The sequence below is a fragment of the Pseudomonas syringae KCTC 12500 genome, assembly GCF_000507185.2.
Taxonomy (GTDB): Bacteria; Pseudomonadota; Gammaproteobacteria; order Pseudomonadales; family Pseudomonadaceae; genus Aquipseudomonas; species Aquipseudomonas syringae.
Map to the genome: position 1 here is coordinate 5235365 of NZ_AYTM02000002.1, position 22435 is coordinate 5257799.

The 22435-nt window shown below is 58.8% G+C and carries 19 protein-coding genes; 8 read left to right on the forward strand and 11 right to left on the reverse strand.

Features of this window, described 5'->3' with window-relative positions:
• Window positions 1–30 precede the first annotated feature (30 nt).
• The 4 genes from V476_RS23460 to V476_RS23475 all read right to left on the reverse strand — a co-directional run bounded on the left by V476_RS23460 (window position 31) and on the right by V476_RS23475 (window position 4363).
• On the reverse strand, window positions 31–864 hold the full coding sequence (locus tag V476_RS23460; protein WP_003347187.1) for a carbohydrate ABC transporter permease: 834 nt from the start codon (window positions 862–864) through the stop codon (window positions 31–33).
• 10 nt (window positions 865–874) lie between these two features.
• On the reverse strand, window positions 875–1807 hold the full coding sequence (locus tag V476_RS23465) for a carbohydrate ABC transporter permease (protein WP_003318051.1): 933 nt from the start codon (window positions 1805–1807) through the stop codon (window positions 875–877).
• A gap of 87 nt (window positions 1808–1894) precedes the next feature.
• Entirely contained in the window at window positions 1895–3217 is a 1323-nt protein-coding gene (locus V476_RS23470) for an ABC transporter substrate-binding protein (protein ID WP_016568059.1), read from the reverse strand.
• A 240-nt stretch (window positions 3218–3457) separates the two neighbouring features.
• Window positions 3458–4363 carry an AraC family transcriptional regulator gene (locus V476_RS23475; protein WP_003420778.1) on the reverse strand — a complete coding sequence of 302 codons (906 nt, stop codon included), beginning with the start codon at window positions 4361–4363 and terminating at the stop codon, window positions 3458–3460.
• A 118-nt stretch (window positions 4364–4481) separates the two neighbouring features.
• On the opposite strand from V476_RS23475, the gene cobF reads away from it, so the two are divergent.
• Window positions 4482–5240 carry a precorrin-6A synthase (deacetylating) gene (gene cobF / locus V476_RS23480; protein WP_024959840.1) on the forward strand — a complete coding sequence of 253 codons (759 nt, stop codon included), beginning with the start codon at window positions 4482–4484 and terminating at the stop codon, window positions 5238–5240.
• A 169-nt stretch (window positions 5241–5409) separates the two neighbouring features.
• Here the strand turns inward: cobF and V476_RS23485 are convergent, their stop codons facing one another.
• On the reverse strand, window positions 5410–6744 hold the full coding sequence (locus V476_RS23485; protein ID WP_024959841.1) for a glycosyltransferase: 1335 nt from the start codon (window positions 6742–6744) through the stop codon (window positions 5410–5412).
• Entirely contained in the window at window positions 6737–7108 is a 372-nt protein-coding gene (locus V476_RS23490) for a response regulator (protein WP_024959842.1), read from the reverse strand. The genes V476_RS23485 and V476_RS23490 overlap by 8 nt, the downstream gene beginning before the upstream one ends.
• Before the next feature lie 332 nt (window positions 7109–7440).
• On the opposite strand from V476_RS23490, the gene V476_RS23495 reads away from it, so the two are divergent.
• From V476_RS23495 to V476_RS23515, 5 genes are all read left to right on the forward strand, one after another.
• Window positions 7441–10959 carry a response regulator gene (locus V476_RS23495; protein ID WP_024959843.1) on the forward strand — a complete coding sequence of 1173 codons (3519 nt, stop codon included), beginning with the start codon at window positions 7441–7443 and terminating at the stop codon, window positions 10957–10959.
• Between the two features lie 49 nt (window positions 10960–11008).
• On the forward strand, window positions 11009–11830 hold the full coding sequence (locus V476_RS23500; protein WP_003347171.1) for a CheR family methyltransferase: 822 nt from the start codon (window positions 11009–11011) through the stop codon (window positions 11828–11830).
• On the forward strand, window positions 11827–12441 hold the full coding sequence (locus V476_RS23505) for a chemotaxis protein CheB (RefSeq protein WP_024959844.1): 615 nt from the start codon (window positions 11827–11829) through the stop codon (window positions 12439–12441). The genes V476_RS23500 and V476_RS23505 overlap by 4 nt, the downstream gene beginning before the upstream one ends.
• Window positions 12435–13616 (forward strand): hybrid sensor histidine kinase/response regulator, encoded by a 1182-nt coding sequence (locus V476_RS23510; protein ID WP_003420766.1) that lies wholly within the window; start codon window positions 12435–12437, stop codon window positions 13614–13616. Before V476_RS23505 ends, V476_RS23510 begins: the two co-directional genes overlap by 7 nt.
• 101 nt (window positions 13617–13717) lie before the next feature.
• On the forward strand, window positions 13718–14095 hold the full coding sequence (locus V476_RS23515; protein WP_003318062.1) for a response regulator: 378 nt from the start codon (window positions 13718–13720) through the stop codon (window positions 14093–14095).
• 55 nt (window positions 14096–14150) lie between these two features.
• Here V476_RS23515 and V476_RS23520 read toward each other — a convergent pair whose 3' ends face one another.
• Both V476_RS23520 and V476_RS23525 read right to left on the reverse strand, forming a co-directional pair.
• Entirely contained in the window at window positions 14151–16181 is a 2031-nt protein-coding gene (locus tag V476_RS23520) for a response regulator (RefSeq protein ID WP_024959845.1), read from the reverse strand.
• Complete coding sequence (locus tag V476_RS23525) at window positions 16178–17662, reverse strand: ATPase domain-containing protein (RefSeq protein ID WP_004417880.1); 1485 nt, start codon at window positions 17660–17662, stop codon at window positions 16178–16180. The genes V476_RS23520 and V476_RS23525 overlap by 4 nt, the downstream gene beginning before the upstream one ends.
• A 220-nt stretch (window positions 17663–17882) precedes the next feature.
• Here V476_RS23525 and V476_RS23530 point away from each other — a divergent pair, with 220 nt between their 5' ends.
• Both V476_RS23530 and nudC read left to right on the forward strand, forming a co-directional pair.
• On the forward strand, window positions 17883–18695 hold the full coding sequence (locus V476_RS23530) for a crotonase/enoyl-CoA hydratase family protein (RefSeq protein ID WP_024959846.1): 813 nt from the start codon (window positions 17883–17885) through the stop codon (window positions 18693–18695).
• A gap of 39 nt (window positions 18696–18734) precedes the next feature.
• A complete protein-coding gene (gene nudC, locus V476_RS23535) occupies window positions 18735–19571 on the forward strand; it encodes an NAD(+) diphosphatase (RefSeq protein WP_024959847.1) in 837 nt (278 codons plus the stop codon).
• Here nudC and V476_RS23540 read toward each other — a convergent pair.
• From V476_RS23540 to V476_RS23550, 3 genes are all read right to left on the reverse strand, one after another.
• A complete protein-coding gene (locus V476_RS23540; protein ID WP_003318068.1) occupies window positions 19539–20318 on the reverse strand; it encodes a TSUP family transporter in 780 nt (259 codons plus the stop codon). The genes nudC and V476_RS23540 overlap by 33 nt on opposite strands.
• Before the next feature lie 92 nt (window positions 20319–20410).
• A complete protein-coding gene (locus tag V476_RS23545) occupies window positions 20411–21559 on the reverse strand; it encodes a Gfo/Idh/MocA family protein (protein WP_017278200.1) in 1149 nt (382 codons plus the stop codon).
• A gap of 100 nt (window positions 21560–21659) precedes the next feature.
• Entirely contained in the window at window positions 21660–22427 is a 768-nt protein-coding gene (locus V476_RS23550; protein WP_003348996.1) for an SDR family oxidoreductase, read from the reverse strand.
• Window positions 22428–22435: the final 8 nt, after the last annotated feature.

The window sequence follows — 22435 nt, forward strand, 5'->3', positions numbered from 1 at the left end:
GTTGGATTCCTTCTTGTTCTTTGGGCCGGGCTATTTGACAGCGCCGAACGACAGGCCGCGAACCAGTTGTTTCTGACTGATCCAGCCGAAAATCAGAATGGGCGCACACGCCAGGGTCGAGACCGCTGACAGCTTGGCCCAGAACAACCCTTCAGGGCTGGAGTAGGAAGCGATCAAGGCAGTCAACGGCGCTGCGGCGGACGAGGTGAGGTTCAGCGACCAGAATGCTTCGTTCCAGCACAGGATCAGCGACAGCAACGCGGTGGAAGCCAGGCCGCCCTTGCAGATCGGCATCAGCACGCGAAAGATCTCCTGGCGGGTGCTGGCCCCGTCCAGCCGCGAGGCCTCAAGGATCTCGCCGGGGATATCCTTGAAGTAGGTGTAAATCATCCAGACCACGATCGGCAGGTTGATCAGCGTATAGATGATGATCAGCGCCAGCCGCGAATCGAGCAGGCCAAAGGTCTTGGCCAGCAGATAGATCGGCATCAGCACGCCCACCGGCGGCAGCATCTTGGTCGAGAGCATCCACAGCAGTGTGCTCTTGGTGCGCTTGGTCTCGAAAAACGCCATGGAGTACGCCGCAGGAATCGCGATCAGCATGGCCAGCACCGTGGCGCTGAAGGAAATCAGCACCGAGTTCCAGGCAAAATGGAAGTAATCGCTGCGCTCCTGAATATGCAGGTAGTTTTCCAGCGTCGGGGTGAAGAACAGCTGTGGCGGTGTCGCGAATGCATCGATCTCGGTCTTGAAGCTGGTCAGGACCATCCAGAAGATCGGAAAGAACACCAGCGCAGCGATGATCCAGGACAGGGCCCCGAGCAGCAGGCTTTGCAGACGGCGTGATTGTTTGAGGGTCATCATGGCAAGGTCCTCATGACTTGTCGGTGAGGTTTTTGCCGATCATCCGGATCAGGATGATCGCCGCGATGTTGGCTATGACCACGGCAATCAGCCCGCCCGCCGAGGCCATGCCGACGTCGAACTGCAGCAGCGCCTGGATGTAGATCAGGTAAGCCAGGTTGGTCGAGGCAAAGCCCGGCCCGCCGTTGGTCGTGGTGAAGATTTCGGCAAATACCGAAAGCAGGAAGATCGTTTCGATCATCACCACCACGGCGATCGGACGCGCCAGATGCGGCAGGGTCAGGTGCCAGAAGATCGCCAAGGGACCTGCGCCGTCCAGCCGCGCTGCTTCCTTCTGCTCCTGGTCGAGTGACTGCATGGCGGTCATCAGGATCAGAATGGCGAAGGGCAGCCATTGCCACGACACGATGATGATGATCGACAGCATCGGGTAATGGGCGAACCAGTCAATCGGTTCGGCGCCGAAGAACTTCCAGACCGCCGCAAGTACGCCGGACACCGGATGAAAGATCAGGTTTTTCCAGATCAGCGCGCTGACCGTGGGCATGATGAAGAACGGCGAGATCAACAGCACACGGACGATGCCGCGACCGAAAAACTCACTGGCCTCCAGCAGTGCCGAAATCAGCACGCCGAGGATCACACTGATCGCCAGCACACTGCCGACCAGCAGTAATGTATTGCCGGCACCCGGCAAGAAGCCGCTGTCGGTCACGAAATACTGGAAGTTCTCCAGGCCGACGAATTCGTTTTCGCCGGGGGAGAGCAGGTTGTAGCGGATCAGCGAGAAGTAAATGGTCATGCCCAGCGGCACGATCATCCACACCAGCAGAAGCGCCACGGAAGGACTGACCAGAAACCAGCCCGGCTTGAATCGACGGCTTTTGAGCGGTTGCTGTTCGCCGGACAGGTCCGTGCGTTCAGGGGAGGCTGAGGTATTCATGGGGAGCTCCGAACCGGATTGCACCAGAGTTGTTGCGCAGTTGAGCGGCAGGGCGAAAGCATCGGCTTTCGCCCTGGTGCGTGACGGTTACTTTTTCGGGTAACCCGCTCGTTTCATGTCGCGCGCGGTAGCGGTTTGCGCATTCTGCAAGGCCTGATCCACAGTGGACTGACCTATGAGTGCTGCGGAAAACTGCTGACCGACGCTGGTGCCGATGGCCTGGAACTCGGGAATGGTGACCAGTTGAATGCCGACATAAGGCACGGGTTTGAGGGTTGGCGACTTGGGATCAGCCTTCTTCAACGATTCAAGCGTGATGTTGGCAAACGGTGCAGCCTTTTTGTACTCGTCGGTGTAGGTCGAGGCGCGGGTGCCCGGCGGTACGTTGGACACGCCGTCGGTATCGGCAACCAGTTTGGCGTACTCTTTCGAGGTGGCCCACTGGGTGAACTCGGCAGCGTCCTTGGTGTTCTTGGCGCTGGTCGGGATCGCCAGCGACCACGAGTACAGCCACGACGAGCCCTTGTCGGTCACTTCGTGAGGGGCGTAGGTGAAGCCGACGCTGTCGGCCACTTTGCTCTGCTTCTTGTCGGTCACGAACGAACCGGCCACGCTGGCGTCGACCCAGATAGCGCACTTGCCGCTGTTGAACAGCGCAAGGTTCTCGTTGAAACCATTGCTGGAGGCGCCCGGCGGGCCGGACTGCTTCATGGTGTTGACGTAGAAGTTCAGCGCGTTCTTCCACTCTGGCTGATCGAACTGTGGCGTCCACTGCTCGTCGAACCAGCGTCCGCCATAGGCGTTGGCCAGCGTCGTGATCAGCGCCATGTTCTCGCCCCAGCCAGCCTTGCCGCGCAGGCAGAGGCCGTACTGCTCCTTGGACTTGTCGGTCAGTTTGCCGGCGAATTCGGCAATCTGGGTCCAGGTAGGGCGCTCGGGCATGGTCAGGCCCGCGGCCTTGAACAGGTCGGTGCGGTAGTAGGTGATCGAGGCTTCAGCATAGAACGGCAGGGCGAACAGTTTGCCGTCTACCGACAGGCCGTCGCGCACGGAAGGGAACACATCGTCCAGCGCGTAACTGGCAGGCAGGTCTTTCATTTCCTGCAACCAGCCTTTCTGACCCCAGAGTGAGGCTTCGTACATGCCGATGGTCAGCACGTCGAACTGGCCGCCCTTGGTGGCGATGTCGGTGGTCAGGCGTTGACGCAGGACGTTCTCTTCCAGCACGACCCAGTTGAGCTTGATATCGGGGTGCTGTTCTTCGAAGGTTTTGGAGAGGCGTTGCATGCGAATCATGTCGCTGTTGTTGACCGTGGCGATGGTCACGGTCCCCGCTGTGGCACTGCCACTGAACACGAAACAGGTGCTGAGGACGGAACTGGCGAGCAGAAGTTTTGCTGAGTTCTTCATTGATCACTCCTCTTCCACGCCCAAAGGACTGTAGAAGGATGGTTATTGTTTTTTTCTCTTCCGGAGGTGAGGAAGATGTGGACTGATTACACCGGCGTTCGGTCTGAAAGACAAATCCTGCGCCGCACTCTGACTGATACTTTTTTGCACTCGGATGTGAAAAGGCAACAGCGTCGAATCGCCCATAGGGCGGCTTCGGCGCAACTCGAGCGTAGACGATGAGGGCGAGGGCGGGGCAAATCAGTACAGGTTTTGTTCGGTCAGACGCTGAACGGCGAGGCGGCGGTAGTGCGACGGGGTCATGCCCTTGAGTTGCTGGAAGCGCCGATTGAAGTTGGAAATATTGTTGAATCCGGACTCGAAGCACACATCGGTGACCGGTTTGTCGCCGTCGGCGAGCAGTTCGCATGATTTGCTGATGCGCAGCCGATTGACGAACTCCACGAAGCAGCGTCCCGTAGCCTGTTTGAACACCCTGGAAAAATAGGTCGGCTTCATGCCCAGATACTCGGCGACTTCCTCCAGCGGTAGCTCGCGGCCATAGTGGGCGAAGATATAATCCACCGCCCGGTTGGTGCGATCCACGCTGTGCTCGTCCGCCGTATGGGCAACCGCTGTGCCCGACAGCAACTGGTAATCTTCACTGGCGGCCAGCAGTTCGAGCAGGATGAAGAAGTGGCCCAGGCGAGTAATGCCTCGCGAGTCGGCGATTTTCTGCATTTGCTTCATCGCCTGACGAATCGTGCGTTTGCAGCGAAATTCGATGCCGTAGCGGGCGCGCTCCAGTAACGGCGTCAGGGTCTTGAGTTCGGCAAACACCTGATTGCCGCTTTCCAGCAGCTCATCGGTAAAGTTGACCAGCATGTCGCGCTTGGGCACCACTTCACCGTCGTCGATCTGGCTGATCCAGTTATGCGGCAGGTTGGGGCCGGTGAGAAACAGGCTGGCAGGATTGAAGTTGCCGATGTAATCACCGACAAATACCTTGCCGGAGCTGGCGACGATCAGGTGCAGTTCATATTCCTTGTGGAAATGCCAGCGCACCAGCGGGCAGGGGAAACCATGCTCGCGGTAGATGATCGACAGACCGTTGTGGTCGTCCATCAATTCGTAGGAAGGGTCGGCAATTCTTGTTGTTTTATTCATTGGCGATGTCATGTTCATCCGTTGCCAGAAGAGTAATGTGCCTGATTTTTCAGTTCAATGCCCGGTCATTGGCAAAAATCGCCTACGATCGGGCCTCTGCCAGTGGAGGCGTTGACCGATGAAACAGATCCTGCTGATCGGCATGGGGGCCGGGGATCCCGAGCAGATCACCCTGCAGGCCGTTGCGGCCCTGAACCGTGCAGAGGTGATCTTCATCCTCGACAAGGGCTATGTCGACGATCAGTTGCTGAGGCTGCGCAAAGAGCTCTGTCAGCGCTTTATCACTCATGAACGCTACCGTCTGGTGCAAGTTCAGGATCCTCGGCGTGAAGATGATCCGCAGGCCTACGAGCGCGGCATCGAAGGGTGGCACGAACAGCGCGCGATACTCTTCGAGCGGTTGTTGACTGATGAGCTTGGCGTGGATCAGGTCGGCGCGTTTCTGGTCTGGGGCGACCCGTCGCTTTATGACAGCACGATGCGCATCCTTGATCAGGTTCTGGCGCGGGGTAAGGAGGTATTCGAATATCAGGTGATTCCCGGTATCACCAGCGTCCAGAGCCTGGTCGCGCGACACCGGATCCCGCTCAATCGCATCGGCGAGTCGATTCTTGTCACCACCGGCCGACGCATGGCGACAGCTCCGCTGCAGCAGCCCGGCAACGTCGTGGTGATGCTCGACGCGCACTGCACATTCGAGCGTTATGTGGGGCAGGGGCTGGACATCTATTGGGGCGCGTACCTGGGCACGCCGGACGAGATACTGATGGCCGGCCGGCTCGATGATGTCTGCGAGCAGATCAAGCGGCTGCGCAGCGAGGCACGCGAGCGCAAGGGGTGGATCATGGATACCTATTTGCTGCGCAAACCGGCATAGGCTCTGCGGGAAAAGTGGCTGCGCTCGGTGATGCTGCGTTAAAAACAGGCTCGTGCGCGAGTCCGATCGGAATGCTCATTTACAAACCGTAGAGTCGAACGCGACCCCGGCCGTTCCTCGCCTGTTTTTGCCTTGCCTGACCTTCGCTCGCCGACTTTTCTCATTGAGCTTAAGCCGGCTTTTCATCCTTGTTGCGATTCTTCGCTTCGATCCACTGCGCCATGTATTTGGTGCTCTTGTGGTGATGGTGCCGCAGCATGGCGCCGGTGAAGTTCGCCAGGCGATGCTCCGCGAGTTCGTTGCGAAGGGTTTCGATGCGTTCGATCAGGCTCGCGCAGTGCTGCCGATGCTGGAAGCGTGCCTGCAGCAACGCCTGACCTGCTTGTTGCGCGTCAAGCCAAAGGTTCTGGTCCTGATACAGCCTCACCGCAGCGTCAGCGATGTCGGCAGGGTTATCGGCAATGATGCCGGGCCACGGCAGCCCGCCGCTCATGGCCTCCGCACCCACCGGCGTCGTGACTGACGGCGTTCCGCAGAGCATCGCGTCCATCAGCTTGCCCTTGATGCCGGCGCCGAAGCGCAATGGCGCGAGGCACACCCGCGCATTGGACATGACCTCCAGCGCATCCTCGGCCCAGTGCTTCACATGAAAGCCCTGCGAGGCATTGTGCAGCGCCGATGCCTTGGGTGGCGTATAGGCACCGTAGATGTGCAACTGAGCGTCAGGCAGTTGCTGACGAATCAGCGGCCAGATAGCGGTTTTCATCCACAGCACCGCATCCCAGTTGGGCGCATGGCGGAAGTTGCCGATGCTGAGGAAGTGCGCACGCTCTGCAAAAGGCCGGAAGCTGTCGGGCATGGCGTCGATCATCAGCGGACACCAGTGCAGCAGCGCGGCGGGCAGGCCGAAAGAGCCGCTCAACAGAGCGATTTCGACATCGGACGTCATCAGGTTGAGGTCGCAGCGATACAACGAAGCAATTTCGCGCTGCGCCAGATCACTGGATGCGATCTGCCGGAAAAGCTGCGGCGCTGAAACGTCGGCGCTGCACGGTCCGGCCTCGGCGCAATCGCTATTCAGCGAATCCTTCAACAACTGATGGCGTGCGTGGCGCAGGCTCTGGAAATCCGACGTTTCCAGAATGCGTAGTGCGTCGGGACACTGCTGCTCGACGCGCCAGCCGAACTGTTCCTCGATCATGAACTGATCGAAGAGCACGACGTCAGGCTGCAATCCGCTGACAAATACGTCAAAACTGCTGTCGTTGAGCGCGATATGCACTTCGCGGATGCCCAGACCGAGCAGATCGGCGCGGTGCTCGCCTTCGGTGGCAGGGCTGGCAAAGGTGATCTGCCAGTCCTGCTCCAGAAAGCATTGAATCAATTGCATCATGTGCCCGCTGGCAGCCGAGGAACGCGGCTCTGGCCATACGTAGCCAATGATCAATAAGCGGGTACTGGAAGGCTTTTCAGTGCTGTTGAGGGCAGCGTCGATGTCAGTCAAGGCTGTTTCCAAGAATGCTTTTTACCTTGTCACGCAACTGGTCGATGGAGAACGGCTTGCCGATCAAGTGCATGCCTGGCGGCACGTCGATATTTTCCGAGTAACCGCTGGCGAACAGCACCGGCAATTGCGGGCGAAGTTCGATGACCTTATTGGCCAGTGCGGTGCCTTTCATGCCAGGCAGTCCCTGGTCAGTCATCAGCAGGTCGATGTGAATGGAATCGTCTGCAACAAAGGTCAGTGCCGACTTAGCGTCCTCGGCTTCCAGTACCCTGTATTCCAGCTCTTCGAGCACGTCGACAATCAGCATGCGCACAATGGCGTCGTCTTCGACCACGAGAATGGTGCGGGCTGTGTCGGGCATGGTTGACTCCTTAAACCTGAATAATGGTGATAGCGCAGAAAGTGCGGAATTTTGCGCATCCTTTCCCGTCGACTCAGGGTAACCGAGCGAGGGCCTGTCGGCTGTTGATACAGTCCCTGTATCAGTAAATAAAAACCGGGTGGAAGTTCAATTGAGGCACAAATACCGTAAATCGCGAGGGCGAATCACGGGTTGGCGTCATTAATGAATACAGGCGTGAGCTTATCGCCCATTTATGTGTGAAATTTCAATCCTCTATGTCGGAAATAAGAGTGTTTTTCGTAGGTTTACGGCAAACTCTACGGTTTTGATCCACTCGTCAGGGATATTTCATGAATCGGACGTCTGTTGTCGATGAACAACGCTTTCGAAAATTGCTGGGTCGTAACGTTGGCTTGCCATTGGGTGTCGGTGTACTGAGCGCAGTTTTCTTCATTCTGCTGATCAGTTATCTGCTCACTGCAATACAGTGGGTCGAACACACTGACCGGGTGATCAACAACACCAACCGCTCAATGAAACTGTCGATAGACATGGAAACCGGCATGCGCGGTTTTCTGCTGACGGGTGATCAGCATTTTCTCGACCCCTATGAGGTCGCCAAGCCGCTGTTGCTCGCCGAGCTGCAGGGGCTGGAGAAACTGGTAGACGACAACCCTACGCAGCTGGATCGGTTCAGACGTCTGTCCACGCTGCAGCAGGAGTGGAATGCGTTCGCCCAGGAGATGATCACGTTACGGCGCACCAACGGCGATTATCAGACGCCGGTGCTGGCCGGACGTGGCAAACGCATCACCGACCAGATCCGTACCGAATATGATCAGGCCGTGGAGATGGAGCAACAACTTCGACTGAACCGCAATGCTGAAGTCACGCGCAGTACCATTCTTTCCGTCACTCTTTATCTGATATTCGTGGTGATCGTCAGCGCAATTCTTGCCTATATCGGCCGCAGGGATCTGTTGTCGCTGTCGAATACTTACAGCGAAAACCTCAGGCTGCAGGAAATCAATTCCGAGCGTCTGCAGAAAGTGGCCTGGCTGCGCAATGGCCAGAGCGAGCTGGCTGAGCAGGTTCTGGGGCAACTGACGCTGAGCATGCTGGGCCGCAATATCCTCCAGTTCCTGACCCAATACCTGGGCGCGTCGGTGGCGGCGGTTTACATTCGCCAAGACCACGGCGGCCTGACGCGCGCAGCCTCGTATGGCTTCTCCCGCGAACAGGAGCAGCAAGATCAGACCATTCACAGTGATGAAGGCATTGTCGGGCAGGCCGCCCAGCAGGACCGCATCATTACGCTGGATGAACTGCCGGATAATTACTTCAAGGTTGCTTCCGGCCTGGGCGACGGTTCACCGCGCAGCGTGGTGGTGGTGCCAACCAGCAATGACGATCAGGTCAACGGCGTGATCGAACTGGGCTTTTTGCGCGCCCTGACCGAGCGGGACATCGAGTTCCTTGAGCTGGTGGCGGACAACGTCGGCACGTCCATCGAAGCCGCCCGTTATCGCCAGCGTCTGCAGGAGGTGCTGGCCGAGACCCAGCAGCTCAACGAAGAGCTGCAGGTGCAGCAGGAAGAACTGCGCACCGCCAACGAAGAGCTGGAGGAGCAATCGCGCATCCTCAAGGAATCCCAGGCTCATCTGGAGACCCAGCAGGCCGAACTTGAGCAGACCAACGAGCAGTTGGCCGACCAGAGTCAAGCGCTGGCCGAGCAGCGCGATGCGCTGGATCGCAACAACGAAGAACTGAATATCGCCCAGGCCGAGTTGCAGGCGCGGGCGGACGAGCTGCAGCGTGCCAGCAAGTACAAGTCCGAGTTCCTCGCCAACATGTCCCACGAGCTGCGCACGCCGCTCAACAGCTCGCTGATCCTCGCCAAACTACTGGCCGAGAACCCGGGCGAAAATCTCACCGCCGAACAGGTCAAGTTTGCCGAGTCGATTTATTCGGCGGGTAATGACCTGCTGAATCTGATCAACGACATTCTGGATATTTCCAAGGTCGAGGCCGGCAAGCTGGAAGTGCGCCCGGAAAACAGCAGCGTTCCCCGACTGGTCGAAGGTCTGCGGACGCTCTTCCAACCGCTGGCCGCCGAGAAGAAGCTGGCGTTTACCGTCGACATCCAGACCGGCGCGCCCACCATGCTGTTCACCGATCGCCAGCGTCTTGAGCAGATCCTCAAGAACCTGCTGTCCAACGCGATCAAGTTCACCGAGGCCGGCTCGGTCAGCATGGTCGTTTCGCGTCAGCCGGGCGCAGGTATCGCCTTCATCGTGCGTGATTCGGGCATCGGCATCGCCGAGGAGCACCAGCAGGGTATCTTCGAAGCGTTCCGTCAGGCAGATGGCACCACCAACCGGCGTTACGGCGGTACCGGACTGGGGCTGTCGATTTCACGAGATCTGGCGGCATTGCTGGGCGGGTCGATCAGTGTGACCAGCGCACCGGGGCAGGGCAGTATTTTCAGCCTGGTGCTGCCGGAGCATTACGTCGAGCAAGACGATCGCGAGCCGGGCAGCGATCTGCCAATCGTGCCAGCGCCTGCTGCGCTGCAGCCTTATGCTCCTGTGCTTCCGGTCATTGCGCAGCCTGTTCCGGCACCCGTGCCGATGGATACGCCGGTGCCGGTATTTGCCGACGACCGCGACAAGGCACCTTTCCAGCGACGCTGCATTTTGGTGATCGAAGACGAGGTGCGATTCGCCCAGATTCTCTACGATCTCGCCCACGAACTGGGCTACGACTGTCTGGTGGCGCATGCTGCCGACGATGGCTTCAATCTGGCATCACGCTATACGCCGGATGCGATCCTGCTGGACATGCGCCTGCCGGACCATTCGGGCCTGACCGTGCTGCAGCGTCTCAAGGAGCTGGCGCCCACCCGGCACATTCCGGTGCACGTGATCTCGGTCGAAGATCGCCAGGAAGCCGCCTTGCATATGGGCGCGATTGGCTACGCGGTCAAGCCGACCACGCGTGAAGAGCTCAAGGACGTGTTCGCCAAGCTGGAAGCCAAGCTGACGCAGAAGGTCAAACGTATCCTGCTGGTCGAGGATGACGCGCTGCAGCGTGACAGCATCGCGCGCCTGATCGGTGACGATGATATTGAAATCACCGCGGTAGGCTTCGCCCAGGAGGCGCTGGACCTGCTGCGCGATCATGTCTACGACTGCATGATCATCGACCTGAAGCTGCCGGACATGCTCGGCAATGAGTTGCTCAAACGCATGTCGATGGAAGACATCTGTGCCTTCCCGCCGGTGATCGTCTATACCGGCCGCAATATGACCCGCGATGAAGAAGCCGAGCTGATGAAGTATTCGCGCTCGATCATCATCAAGGGTGCGCGTTCGCCTGAGCGGCTGCTCGATGAAGTCACGCTGTTCCTGCACAAGGTCGAATCGCAACTGTCCAACGAGCGGCAAAAGATGCTCAAGACCGCGCGTAGCCGTGACAAGGTCTTCGAGGCGCGCAAGATCCTCGTGGTCGACGACGATGTGCGTAACATTTTCGCCCTGACCAGTGCCCTTGAACATAAAGGCGCGGTGGTGGAAATCGCCCGCAACGGTCTGGAGGCGATTGCCAAGCTCAATGAAGTGGAAGACATCGATCTGGTCCTGATGGACGTGATGATGCCTGAAATGGACGGTTTTGAAGCGACCATCGAGATTCGCAAGGACCCGCGCTGGCGCAAGTTGCCGATCATTGCCGTCACGGCCAAGGCCATGAAGGATGATCAGGAGCGCTGCCTGCAGGCGGGTTCCAACGATTACCTGGCCAAGCCCATCGATCTGGACCGACTGTTTTCGCTGATCCGCGTCTGGCTGCCGAAGATGGAGCGTATCTGAATGATGCTTGAATGGAGGGGCGTCTGCGATGCCAGCCCCGGGCGGTACCATGCCCATTGATCGAAGCATGGACATCGAACTGCGCCTGCTGATCGAAGCGATTTATCTTCAGTACAGCTACGACTTTCGTGACTACTCCGGCGCTTCTGTGAAGCGCCGCGTGATCCATGCGTTGCGTCAGTTCGATTGTGCAACCATCTCCGCCTTGCAGGAGCGTGTGCTCCACGATCCTGCAGCGTTCATGCAACTGCTGCAGATTCTCACGATTCCGGTCAGTGAGATGTTTCGTGACCCGTCGCACTTTCTGGCGATCCGCAACGAAGTTGTGCCGGTGCTGCGCACTTACCCGTCACTCAAGGTATGGATCGCCGGTTGCAGCACGGGCGAAGAGGTCTATTCCACGGCTATTCTGTTGCGCGAGGAGGGGTTGCTGGAGCGGACCATCATCTATGCGACCGATATCAACCCCAGCTCGCTGGAAAAGGCCAAGCAGGGCATCTTCTCCATGGACAACGTGCGGGCCTATGCCGAGAACTATCGAAAGGCGGGAGGGCAGCGCGATTTTGCCGAGTACTACACGTCTGCCTATGACTATGCGATCTTCGACAAGACGCTGTGCGAGAACGTCACGTTTGCCGATCACAGTCTGGCCACAGATAGTGTATTCTCCGAAACGCAATTTATTTCTTGCCGTAACGTACTGATTTATTTCAACAAAAAGCTTCAGGATCGAGCATTCGGGTTGTTTCATGATTCGTTGTGTCATCGTGGCTTTCTGGCGCTGGGCAGCAAGGAAACGCTGGAATTCTCCGCCTACGGTGGCGCTTTCGAGGCGCTGGTGAAACCCGAGCGGATTTACCGGAAATCATGAGAACCACGTTTGGCGATGAAGCGCCCAGCCACTCTTTGCCGGTAGTGGATGCCATTGTGGTCGGTGCGTCGGCGGGCGGCGTGGAAGCACTGCTGAAGATATTCAGCGGCCTGCGCAAAGGGTTTTCATTGCCTATCCTGATGGTCCTGCATCTGCCCGATGATCGGCATAGCCAGTTGGCCAATGTGTTTCAGAACCGTCTGGCAATTCCGGTCAAGGAAGCCGACGACAAGGAGAGCATAGTGCCCGGCACGTTGTATGTTGCGCCAGCGGGCTATCACGTCTCGGTGGAGTCCGACTTTTCCCTGTCACTGAGTCAGGAGGACAAGGTGTTTTATTCAAGGCCCAGTATCGACATTCTGTTCGGTTCGGCCGCTGATGCCTATGCGCCGCGACTGGCTGGCGTGCTGTTGACCGGTGCCAATAATGACGGCGCGAACGGGTTGCTGCAGATCAAGAAGTACGGTGGTTTCACGGTGATTCAGGACCCCGCGCAGGCCCAGGCGTCTACCATGCCTGAAGCGGGCCTGGCGCTGCACTCGCCCGATTACCTCCTTTCCCTGAACGATATTGGCCGCTTGCTGGTCGAGCTGGAACGAACCGCATGTTAAGTGAAATTCAGGCAAAACTGCTCATCGTCGATGATTTGCCGGAAAACCTGCTGGCGCTCGAAGCGCTGATCAAGCGCGGCGATCGAATCGTCTACAAGGCGCTGTCTGCGGACGAAGCACTGTCACTGCTACTGCAGCACGAATTCGCCATGGCCATCCTCGACGTTCAGATGCCCGGGATGAACGGCTTCGAGCTGGCCGAGCTGATGCGCAGCACGGAAAAGACCAAAAGCATTCCAATCGTCTTCGTCAGTGCTGCCGGGCGCGAGCTGAATTACGCCTTCAAGGGCTATGAAAGCGGTGCCGTGGACTTCCTGCACAAGCCGCTGGATATTCACGCGGTAAAGAGCAAGGTCAATGTGTTCGTCGATCTCTACCGACAGCGCAAGGCCATGAAAATACAGGTCGAGGAGCTTGAGCGCAGTCGCCAGGAGCAGGAAGCCTTGCTCAAGCGTCTGCAGTCGACTCAGGGCGAGCTGGAACACGCGATTCGCATGCGGGATGACTTCATGTCTATCGTCTCCCACGAGGTGCGCACGCCGCTCAACGGCCTTATTCTGGAGACCCAGCTGCGCAAGCTGCACCTGGCCAAGGACAACGCCGCAGCGTTTACCATGGAGAAGCTGCACGCGATGGTCGATCGCGATGAGCGACAGATTCAGAGTCTTATCCGCCTCATCGAAGACATGCTCGATGTATCGAGGATCCGCACCGGCAAGCTGTCGATCAGACCGAGCCCGTTCGACCTCAGCGAACTGGTCACGCAGCTGCTGGAAAGCTTTGCCGCACAGATCGCTGCCGCCGATTCCAGCGTCACCCGGTTTGCCGAACAGCCGGTAATCGGCGTCTGGGACGAATTCCGTATCGAGCAGGTGGTTGCCAATCTGCTCACCAACGCGCTGCGTTACGGTGCGCGAAAGCCGATTGAAGTGCATGTGTACAGCAAGGACAGCGAGGCGTTCATCGAAGTCAGGGATCAAGGTATTGGCATTACGGCCGAAAACCAGAAGCGCATCTTTCAGCAGTTCGAGCGGGTGTCGAGCAATCACGCTGTTGCCGGATTAGGTCTTGGGCTGTTCATTTCCGATCAGATCGTCATGGCGCACGGCGGTCGTATCGAAGTGGAGAGTGAAGAGGGCAAGGGCTCGGTGTTTCGAATCTGTCTGCCTCTGTAAGGTCGCCGCCACTGGCAGTCAAGTTTAATCACAGGTTGGCGCAACCTCCCACGCGTGCCGTGGTCGTAATGGCAGCTATTTATAAGATCAAAGGCAGTTCAATGAGCGCTGATGCAGAAAACGTCGTACTAATCGTCGAAGACGAGCCCCTGATCCTGATGCTTCTGGCCGATTATCTGTCGGGTGAGGGTTATCGTGTCCTGAAAGCCGAGAACGGCGAGCAGGCTTTCGAGATTCTGGCGACCAAACCCCATCTCGACCTGATGATCACCGATTATCGGCTGCCGGGCGGCGTTTCGGGCGTCCAGATTGCCGAGCCTGCGATCATGCTGCGGCCTGAGTTGAAGGTGATTTTCATCAGCGGTTACCCGGCGGAGATACTCGATTCGGGCAGCCCGATTGCGTTGAAGGCACCCATTCTCGCCAAGCCCTTCACCATGGACACCTTGCATACCCAGATTCAGAAACTGCTGGCTTGATGACGAGTGGGCGGGCAACTGGACAAATCTGCGCTACCTGAAGCCTGAGCATTGCTCAGGCTTCTATCATTTCCCGTACTTTTGAAGTCAGGTGATCGAACGCAAAGGGTTTGGTGATCAATTGCATCCCTGTGTCCAGAAAACCTCCGCGCACCGCCGCATGTTCTGCGTAGCCGGTGATGAACAGCACCTTGAGCTCCGGCCGCAGTTGCCGGGCAATTTCCGCCAGCTGTCTGCCGTTCATGCCTGGCAGCCCGACATCGCTGATCAACAGATCGATGCGCCGTCCCGATTCGAGTATCGGCACGGCGTCCGCCGCTTCTCCGGCCTCGATGAAGATATAGCCCAGTTCACCGAGCACCTCACTGACCAGCGCGCGCACTGCCGGATCGTCTTCGACGATCAACACGGTCTCGCCATTCTCGGCATAAACCGCATTGCTCTGGAAACTCTGCTCTGCCTCAGACGCAAGCCCCTTAAAGCGCGGCAGAAACAGTTGTACGGTAGTGCCGACGCCGACCTCGCTCTTGATCAGGACGTGGCCGTGCGATTGCTTGCTGAAGCCGTAGATCATCGAAAGCCCCAGGCCGGTGCCCTGGCCGATGGCTTTGGTGGTGAAGAAGGGGTCGAACGCCCGACTGATGACGGTTTCAGGCATGCCACAGCCATTGTCACTGACGCTCAGAACGACATAGTCACCTGGCAGCAGGTTCTCGTAGGCGTTGGTGAACGATCTGTCCAGCCGCTGATTGGAGGTCTCGACCACCAGCGTACCGCCATCAGGCATGGCATCGCGGGCATTGAGTACCAGGTTGAGCAGGGCGCTCTCCAACTGGTTGGGGTCGGCTTCTGCGGTCCACAGATCGTGCGCAAGACGCAGTTGCAGGTGAATGCTCTCGTTGACGCTGCGCTGCAGCAGTTCGTCCATGGCATTGACCAGATGGTTCATTTCGACCGGCTTGGAGTCCAGCGACTGACGCCGTGAGAAGGCCAGCAGCCGATGGGTCAGGGCGGCCGCGCGGTTGGCCGATGTGACCCCCAGATCGATCAAGCCATTCAGGTCTTCGATGCGGCCACGCGCCAGCCGGCGTCTTATCAACTCCAGGCTGCCGATAATGCCGGTCAGCATGTTGTTGAAGTCATGGGCAATCCCGCCGGTCAACTGGCCGACCGCTTCCATTTTCTGTGACTGGCGCAGAATCTCCTCTTTGTGACGTAGCTGCGAGGTCCGCTCTTCCACCTGTTGTTCGAGGGTTTCGTTGAGGCGGCGCAGTTGCGACTCGGCCTGTTTGCGCTCGGTGATGTCAGAGGTCACACCGGCCAGTGAGCCGACCAGGCCGTTCTTGCTGCGAGTGGCCCGGGCGCGTACATCCACCCAATTGAGTGAACCGTCCGGCCAGACATTGCGGTATTCGATGATCAAGTCGACACCGGTGTCCAGGCTGCGCTGTAGTGCCGATTGCATCCTCGGTTGGTCTTCAAAGTAAACGGCGGCCAGCCACTCTTCGTAATCAAGCGTGTTCTGCTCGTCGCGGCCGTAGTGACTTTTGGTGATGTCCGAACAGGTCAGCTTGAGGTGTTCCGCTTCCAGTACCCATGAGCCCAGCCTGCCGGCCTTCAGAGCATTCTGCAGGCGGTCTTCACTTTCGTGAAGGTCCTCCATGCGCGCCCGGGCCTCATACTGTCGTCTTCGACCGCGCACCGCTGTCATGACCAGACTGACCAGCGTCACCGGATGAAAAGGACGTTCGAGAAAGGTCACGTTGCCCAGCAGGTTGCCCATGCGTGCCGACGGGTTGTGATCCGGTCCGCCGTGATGGGTCAGCAAAACAATCGGCAGGTCCGACCAGGGTGGCTGACGGCCGAGGAGTTCGAGCAACGGGGTCATGTCGGCGTTACGCAGTGCCTCGTCGGCGATGATCGCCAGGCCGGCGCCCGCGCTCAGCTCTCTGACCAGCTCGGGCACATCACGGGCTACCGTTGCCGGGTAGCCCGCTTCGTCGAGAATGCGCGTGGCAATCTGACTGTCCCGCCCGCGTGGGGCGAGAATGATCGCGCGCTCTGACAACAGACCTGGAATACTCACAGGTCGTCATCCTCCAGCAGCGGTTTCTTGTCGCCCATGTACGACGGCACACCGCGCAGTACGCCTTGAAAGGCCGCCAGTGGTTCGCCAATTTTCAACCCGCTGGAGCTGATGCGATACTCTCGGATAGTGGACTCGTGAGTGCCGGTACGTTTCTTGATGATCGATATCGCACGGCGTACCTGACCCAGCGCTTCGAAATAGCGCAATAGAATCACGCTGTCGGCAAGGTAGGTAATGTCCACCGGCGAGCGCATGTCGCCCACCAGCCCATGTTGCGCTACGGTCATGAAGGTCGAGGCGCCCTGGCGGTTGAGGTAGAGCAGCAGCTCGTGCATATGCAGAACCAGCGCGCTTTCTTCCGGCATTGCCGCCTGATAGCCGTTGATACTGTCGATGACGACGGTCTTTATCTGCTTTTTATCGACTGCGCGCCGCACCCGGTGTGCGAATTCGCCTGGAGACAGCTCTGCCGCGTCGATCTGTTCGACCACCAGATTGCCGGTTTCCTGCAGCGCACGCAGGTCGATCCCCAGTTTGAGCATGCGCTCGAACAGCAGGCCCATTTCCTCATCGAATATGAACAGGCCGACACGCTCGCCGCGCGCCACCGCCTGTGCGGCAAAAACCAGCGAGATGAGCGATTTCCCGGTACCGGCCGGGCCGAGAATCAGGGTGCTGGAGCCGCCCTCGATGCCGCCGCCCAGCAGATCGTCCAGTTCCTTGATGCCGCTGCTCAACTGAGTGCGCGCGTAGTTGGAGCGGTGCTCGGCAGCCACCAGACGCGGGAAGACTTGAATGCCGTTCTCGGCAATGTTGAAGTCATGAAAACCACCACGGTATTTCTGGCCACGGTACTTGACGATTTTCAGGCGTCTGCGCTCGGCACCGTAAGTAGGTGTCAGTGATTCCAGACGAATCACGCCGTGGGCAACGCTGTGCACAGTCTTGTCCAGCGCCTCGGTGGTCAGATCATCCAGCAGCAGGACCGTCGCGTTATAGCGAGTGAAATAATGCTTTATGGCCAGAATCTGGCGCCTGTAGCGCAACGAGCTCTGCGCCAGAAGACGGATTTCCGAGAGGCTGTCGATCACCACACGGGTGGGTTTGACGCGCTCGACCACCTCGAATATCTGCCGCGTCGCCTCACCCAGTTCCAGGTCGGAGGAGTAGAGCAGGCTCTGGTGGTGATCGGCGTCGAGCAGGCTTTCAGGCGGCGTCAGTTCGAAGATATTGATATGTTCGTCGAGCTCCCAGCCGTGCGAGGCTGCACCCGAGCGCAACTCGCTTTCAGTCTCGGACAGGGTGATGTACAGGGATATTTCGCCCGCTGCCGCTCCGGCCTGCAGAAATTGCAGGGCCACGGTTGTCTTGCCGGTTCCGGGCTCTCCCTCAAGAAGAAACACATGACTGCGTGAAAGACCTCCTGCAAGGATGTCGTCCAGGCCTTCAATGCCGGTTGCCGCTTTTGACGTATTCAAGTATCGCCCTCTGATAACCGCACAGGTTTTGTTGCTATTCATTACTGGACCTTAAGGTGATGCGGCCGTTCCCTCTATTTGAGGGGGGCGGCCATATCCAATATAGCTGTGCGGGTGGTTTGCGGGTCCGGCGAATGTCAGTTCAGCCCGGTTACGATGTATCGGGTGCTGTTGTTATAGTCCTGCACCTGAACACCCCAATCTGCCTGAGGATCACGTCGTGACCGATTATCAAAGTTTCCGGGTCGAGCTGGCCGACAGCATTGCTCACGTACAAATCAACCGGCCTGAAAAACTCAACGCAATGAACGAGTCGTTCTGGACGGAGATAATCGACATTTTCGACTGGATAGAGCGCACTGACGAGGTACGCGTCGTGGTACTCAGCGGTGCGGGCAAACACTTTTCGTCAGGTATCGATCTGGCACTGCTGGCCTCGGTCGCCAGCCAGATGGGCAAGGATGCCGGGCGTAATGCCCGTCTGTTGCGGCGCAAGATCCGCGACATGCAGGCCTCGTTCACTGCCGTGGACAATTGCCGAAAACCGGTTCTCGCCGCCATTCAAGGCTATTGCCTGGGCGGCGCCATCGACCTGATTTCCGCGTGTGACATGCGTTATGCGGCGGCCGACGCGCAGTTCGCCATTCGCGAGATCGACATGGGCATGGCCGCCGATGTCGGCACGCTGCAAAGGCTGCCAAGGATCATCGGTGATGGTGTATTGCGCGAACTGGCCTACACCGGGCGTACCGTCGGCGCTGAAGAGGCGCAACGGATCGGGCTGGTCAATCGCACCTTCGATGACCCGGACGGTCTGTTGCAGGGTGTCCTGGCGGTGGCTCGGGAAATAGCCGGCAAATCGCCCCTCGCCATCGAGGGCACCAAGCAAATGATCAGCTACATGCGTGATCACAGAGTGGAGGACGGTCTGGAACACGTTGCCATCTGGAACGCAGCCATGCTGCAATCACCTGACCTGAAATTGGCGATGGCTGCGCAGATGAGCAAGCAGAAGCCGGTCTTCGATAATTGATACATGACAAAGGCTCGAGTCTGAGCTAAGGAGTTTCCCATGTCGCGCCCGGAGCGTTGGACAACTGCAGTTCTGGATGTCGAGGCCCCTGGCGGTTTGGCTGTGGTTCAGGGGGATCAGGGTTTTTTGCTGGATGCCAATGGGGTGCTGTTCCCCAGAAACTGGGTGGCTGCGCAGGACCTGCCGGTGCAGAGCGAGCACGGCATCGGCTATTTCGACGGTGAGCCTGTCTACCTGCTGGTGCTGGAACGCTCGGTTAGCGTCGAGGGTTGCGCCTGGCAGGGCTTGCGTCAGTTCATGCTGGAAGGCGATTTCGCTGTTTTCCAGATGCTCGGCTACGCCGCGCAAGTCAGCACATGGGCCAGAGAACACCGTTTCTGCGGTGCCTGCGGTCGTCCCACCGTGCAGATTCGCGGAGAGCGGGCGATGTTCTGCGAGCACGATAACCTGCGGCTGTACCCGCGTATTTCGCCGAGCATGATCGTGCTGGTTACCCGGGGTGATGAAATCCTGCTGGCCCGCTCACCGCGTTTCGTCACCGGTATGTACAGCGCACTGGCCGGGTTCGTGGAGCCGGGTGAATCTGCCGAGGACTGCGTACACCGCGAGGTGATGGAAGAGGTGCAGGTGCGCATCAAGAACCTCAAGTACCGGGGCAGTCAGTGCTGGCCGTTCCCGCACTCGATGATGCTCGGGTTCCATGCCGAATACGAAAGCGGCGAAATCGTGCCACAGGCAGAAGAAATCGAAGACGCACGCTGGTTTCATGTCGATGACCTGCCGCCGTTACCAGCCAATCGGTCAATTGCCCGTTACCTTATCGAGGCGTACCTGGCCGAGCGTTCAGGCGCCCCCGAACCAGTGCTGCCAGGCTAGGCGCACGGTCAGGCCCAGTACCACGGTGATGAACACCGGTCGGATGAATTTGGCACCACCCTTGATCGCGGTGCCTGCACCGAAGTAGGCACCGAGCATCACCGCAAGGCCCATGCTCAGGCCGATGATGTAATCCACCTGGCCAGAAAAGATGAACACCGACAATGCCACGGCATTGCTGACGAAGTTCATGCTGCGCGCCACGCCGCTGGCCTTGACCAGATCCACCGGGTAGAGCAGCAGGGTACTGACTGTCCAGAAGGCACCGGTACCCGGCCCGGCAACACCGTCGTAGAAACCCAGTCCCAGTCCTTGCGGCAGCTGCCATTTCTTCTTGATCGGCGCATTGCTGTCCAGGGGCGCCTTGGGCGTGCCACCAAACAACAAGTACAGCCCGCAACCGAACACAATCACCGGCAACATCTGGTTCAGCCATTCGGCTGGCAGGTAATGGGCGATCACCGCGCCCAGCGCAGCACCGACGGCAGTGCCGAGCACTGCATGCAGCCATTGTCTTGGGTCAAACAGCTTGCGACGGTAGAAGGTGAAACTGGCCGTCGCTGAACCAAAGGTCGAGCTGAGCTTGTTGGTGCCCAGCACCAGATGCGGCGGCAGGCCGGCTGTCATCAGCGCAGGGGTGGTCAGCAGTCCGCCGCCACCGGCGATGGCATCTATGAATCCCGCTATGAAAGCGACCACGGCAAGAATGGCGAGGGTGGTCAGGTCGACGCTGAGTTCAAAAGGCATGGTGGCAGAGGGCTTATGGCGAGGACGGCAAGGGGGCAGAATGGCTGCCCGAACGTGGCGCATTCTACCCCTTGTACAACGTTTGCAGGAAGTCAGATGTCGGTGAGCGCGACCCAGCGTTGCTCGGCAGCGGCCACGCGAATGGCCGTCGCCAGGCGCTCGATTTGCCACGCTTCCTCGAAGTCCGGGCCACGGCTGCGCTGACCGCATACGGCCTGGATGAGCGCTTGTACTTCGAGCGCCTTGAGCTCGTTGTAGCCCAACTGGTGGCCGGGAGCCGGGCAGAATGCGGCATAACCCGGTTGTGCAGGGCCTGCCAGCAGACGCTGAAAACCATCGCGTCCGGCTGCGCCTGTACGGTAGAGACGCAGCTCGTTGAGCCGCTCCTGATCGAACGCCAGCGTGCCCTTGGTGCCGCTGATCTCGAAACTCAGATGGTTTTTGTAGCCGTGTTTGAGCCAACTGCTGCTGAAGGTTCCGCGCGCACCGTTGGCAAAGCGCAGAAGCGCGTGGGTCTGGTCGTCCACTGCAATGGCGCGGATCTGCTGGCTGCCGAGGCTCGCCGGGCGTTCACGGTGTACGGTGCTGGAGTCAGCGCAGACTGCTTCGACGTCGCCCAGCAAATGACGAGCCATCGCCAGCAAGTGGCTGCCCAGATCGGCCAGCGCACCGCCCGCATGCGCCGCTTCACAGCGCCACGACCAGGGTGAGGCCGGATTACCCATGAAATCCTCGCTGAACTCGCCCTGAAAGCTGACGATCTCGCCCAGCTCGCCGGCTTCGATCATTTCTCTGGCAAGGCCGATCATCGGGTTGTGCTGGTAGTTGTAGCCGACCTGGGTGACGACCCCCGCAGCCTTGGCGCTACGGCGCATTTCATCGGCCTGGGCGAGGCTCACGGCCAGCGGCTTTTCGCAATACACGGCCTTGCCTGCAGCGATGGCGGCCATGGCCATGGGAAAGTGCAGGTGATTGGGGGTGGTAATCGCCACGATCTGCACGTACGGGTCATCGATCAACTGCTGCCAGTCAGCGTGGCTGCGGTCGAACCCCCAGGCGCTTGCGCATTGCTCAGCGCGCGCACTGTCGGCGTCCGCCAGCGCGGAGAGCCGTATACGTGCAGGCAGATCAAGCGCGGCGTTGGCGTTGCCGAACGCCAACGCATGGGCGCGGCCCATGAAGCCGGTGCCGATCAGTCCGATACCCAATTGCGCAGGTGATGTGGAAAGGGATTCCCGCATGACATTCTCCAGAACGGATTGTTGTTATGAGGAAAATATATTCCATAAATTTTAATAATGGAAAATTAATTCAATTTCTTTTTGCCAGTCGCGTGAACCTTCAGGATAAGAAGCCGCCGTCGACGTTCAGCGCCACGCCGGTGGTATAGCTGGAGGCCTCGCTGGCAAGGTAAAGCACCGCGCCGGCCATCTCGCTCGGAGCGGCAACGCGTTTCAGTGGAATTTGCGACAGCGCCATGTTGAGGATCGCGTCGTTCTTGACCAGTGCCGATGCGAACTTGGTGTCGGTCAAACCGGGAAGCAGGGCGTTGCAACGAATACCGAACTCGGCGCACTCCTTGGCAAACACCTTGGTCATGTTGACCACGGCTGCCTTGGTCATCGAATAGACGCCTTGATAGGCGCCCGGCGATACCGCGTTGATGGACGCCACGTTGATGATGCTGCCGCCGCCGTTTTCGCGCATCAGCTTGCCGGCTTCGACGGACATGAAAAAGTAGCCGCGAATGTTGACGTCGACTGTCTTCTGGAAGGCGCCGGGATCGGTGTCCAGCACGTTGCAGAACTGTGGGTTGGTGGCGGCGTTGTTGACCAATACATCCAGGCGCCCGAACTGTTGGCGAATCTGCGCGAATGCACTGCTTATCTGTTCCAGCTCACCGATGTGGCAGGCGATGGCTGTTGCCTTGCCGCCCTCGCTGACGATGGCGTCCGCCACTGCCTGGCAACCCTCGAGCCTGCGACTTGAGACGATAACGTGCGCGCCTTGCTGGGCCAGCAGCCGAGCAATGGCTTCACCGATTCCTCGGCTGGCACCTGAAACGAATGCAACCTTGCCATCAAGGTCGAAGAGCTGGGTTCTGGACATGTCATTTC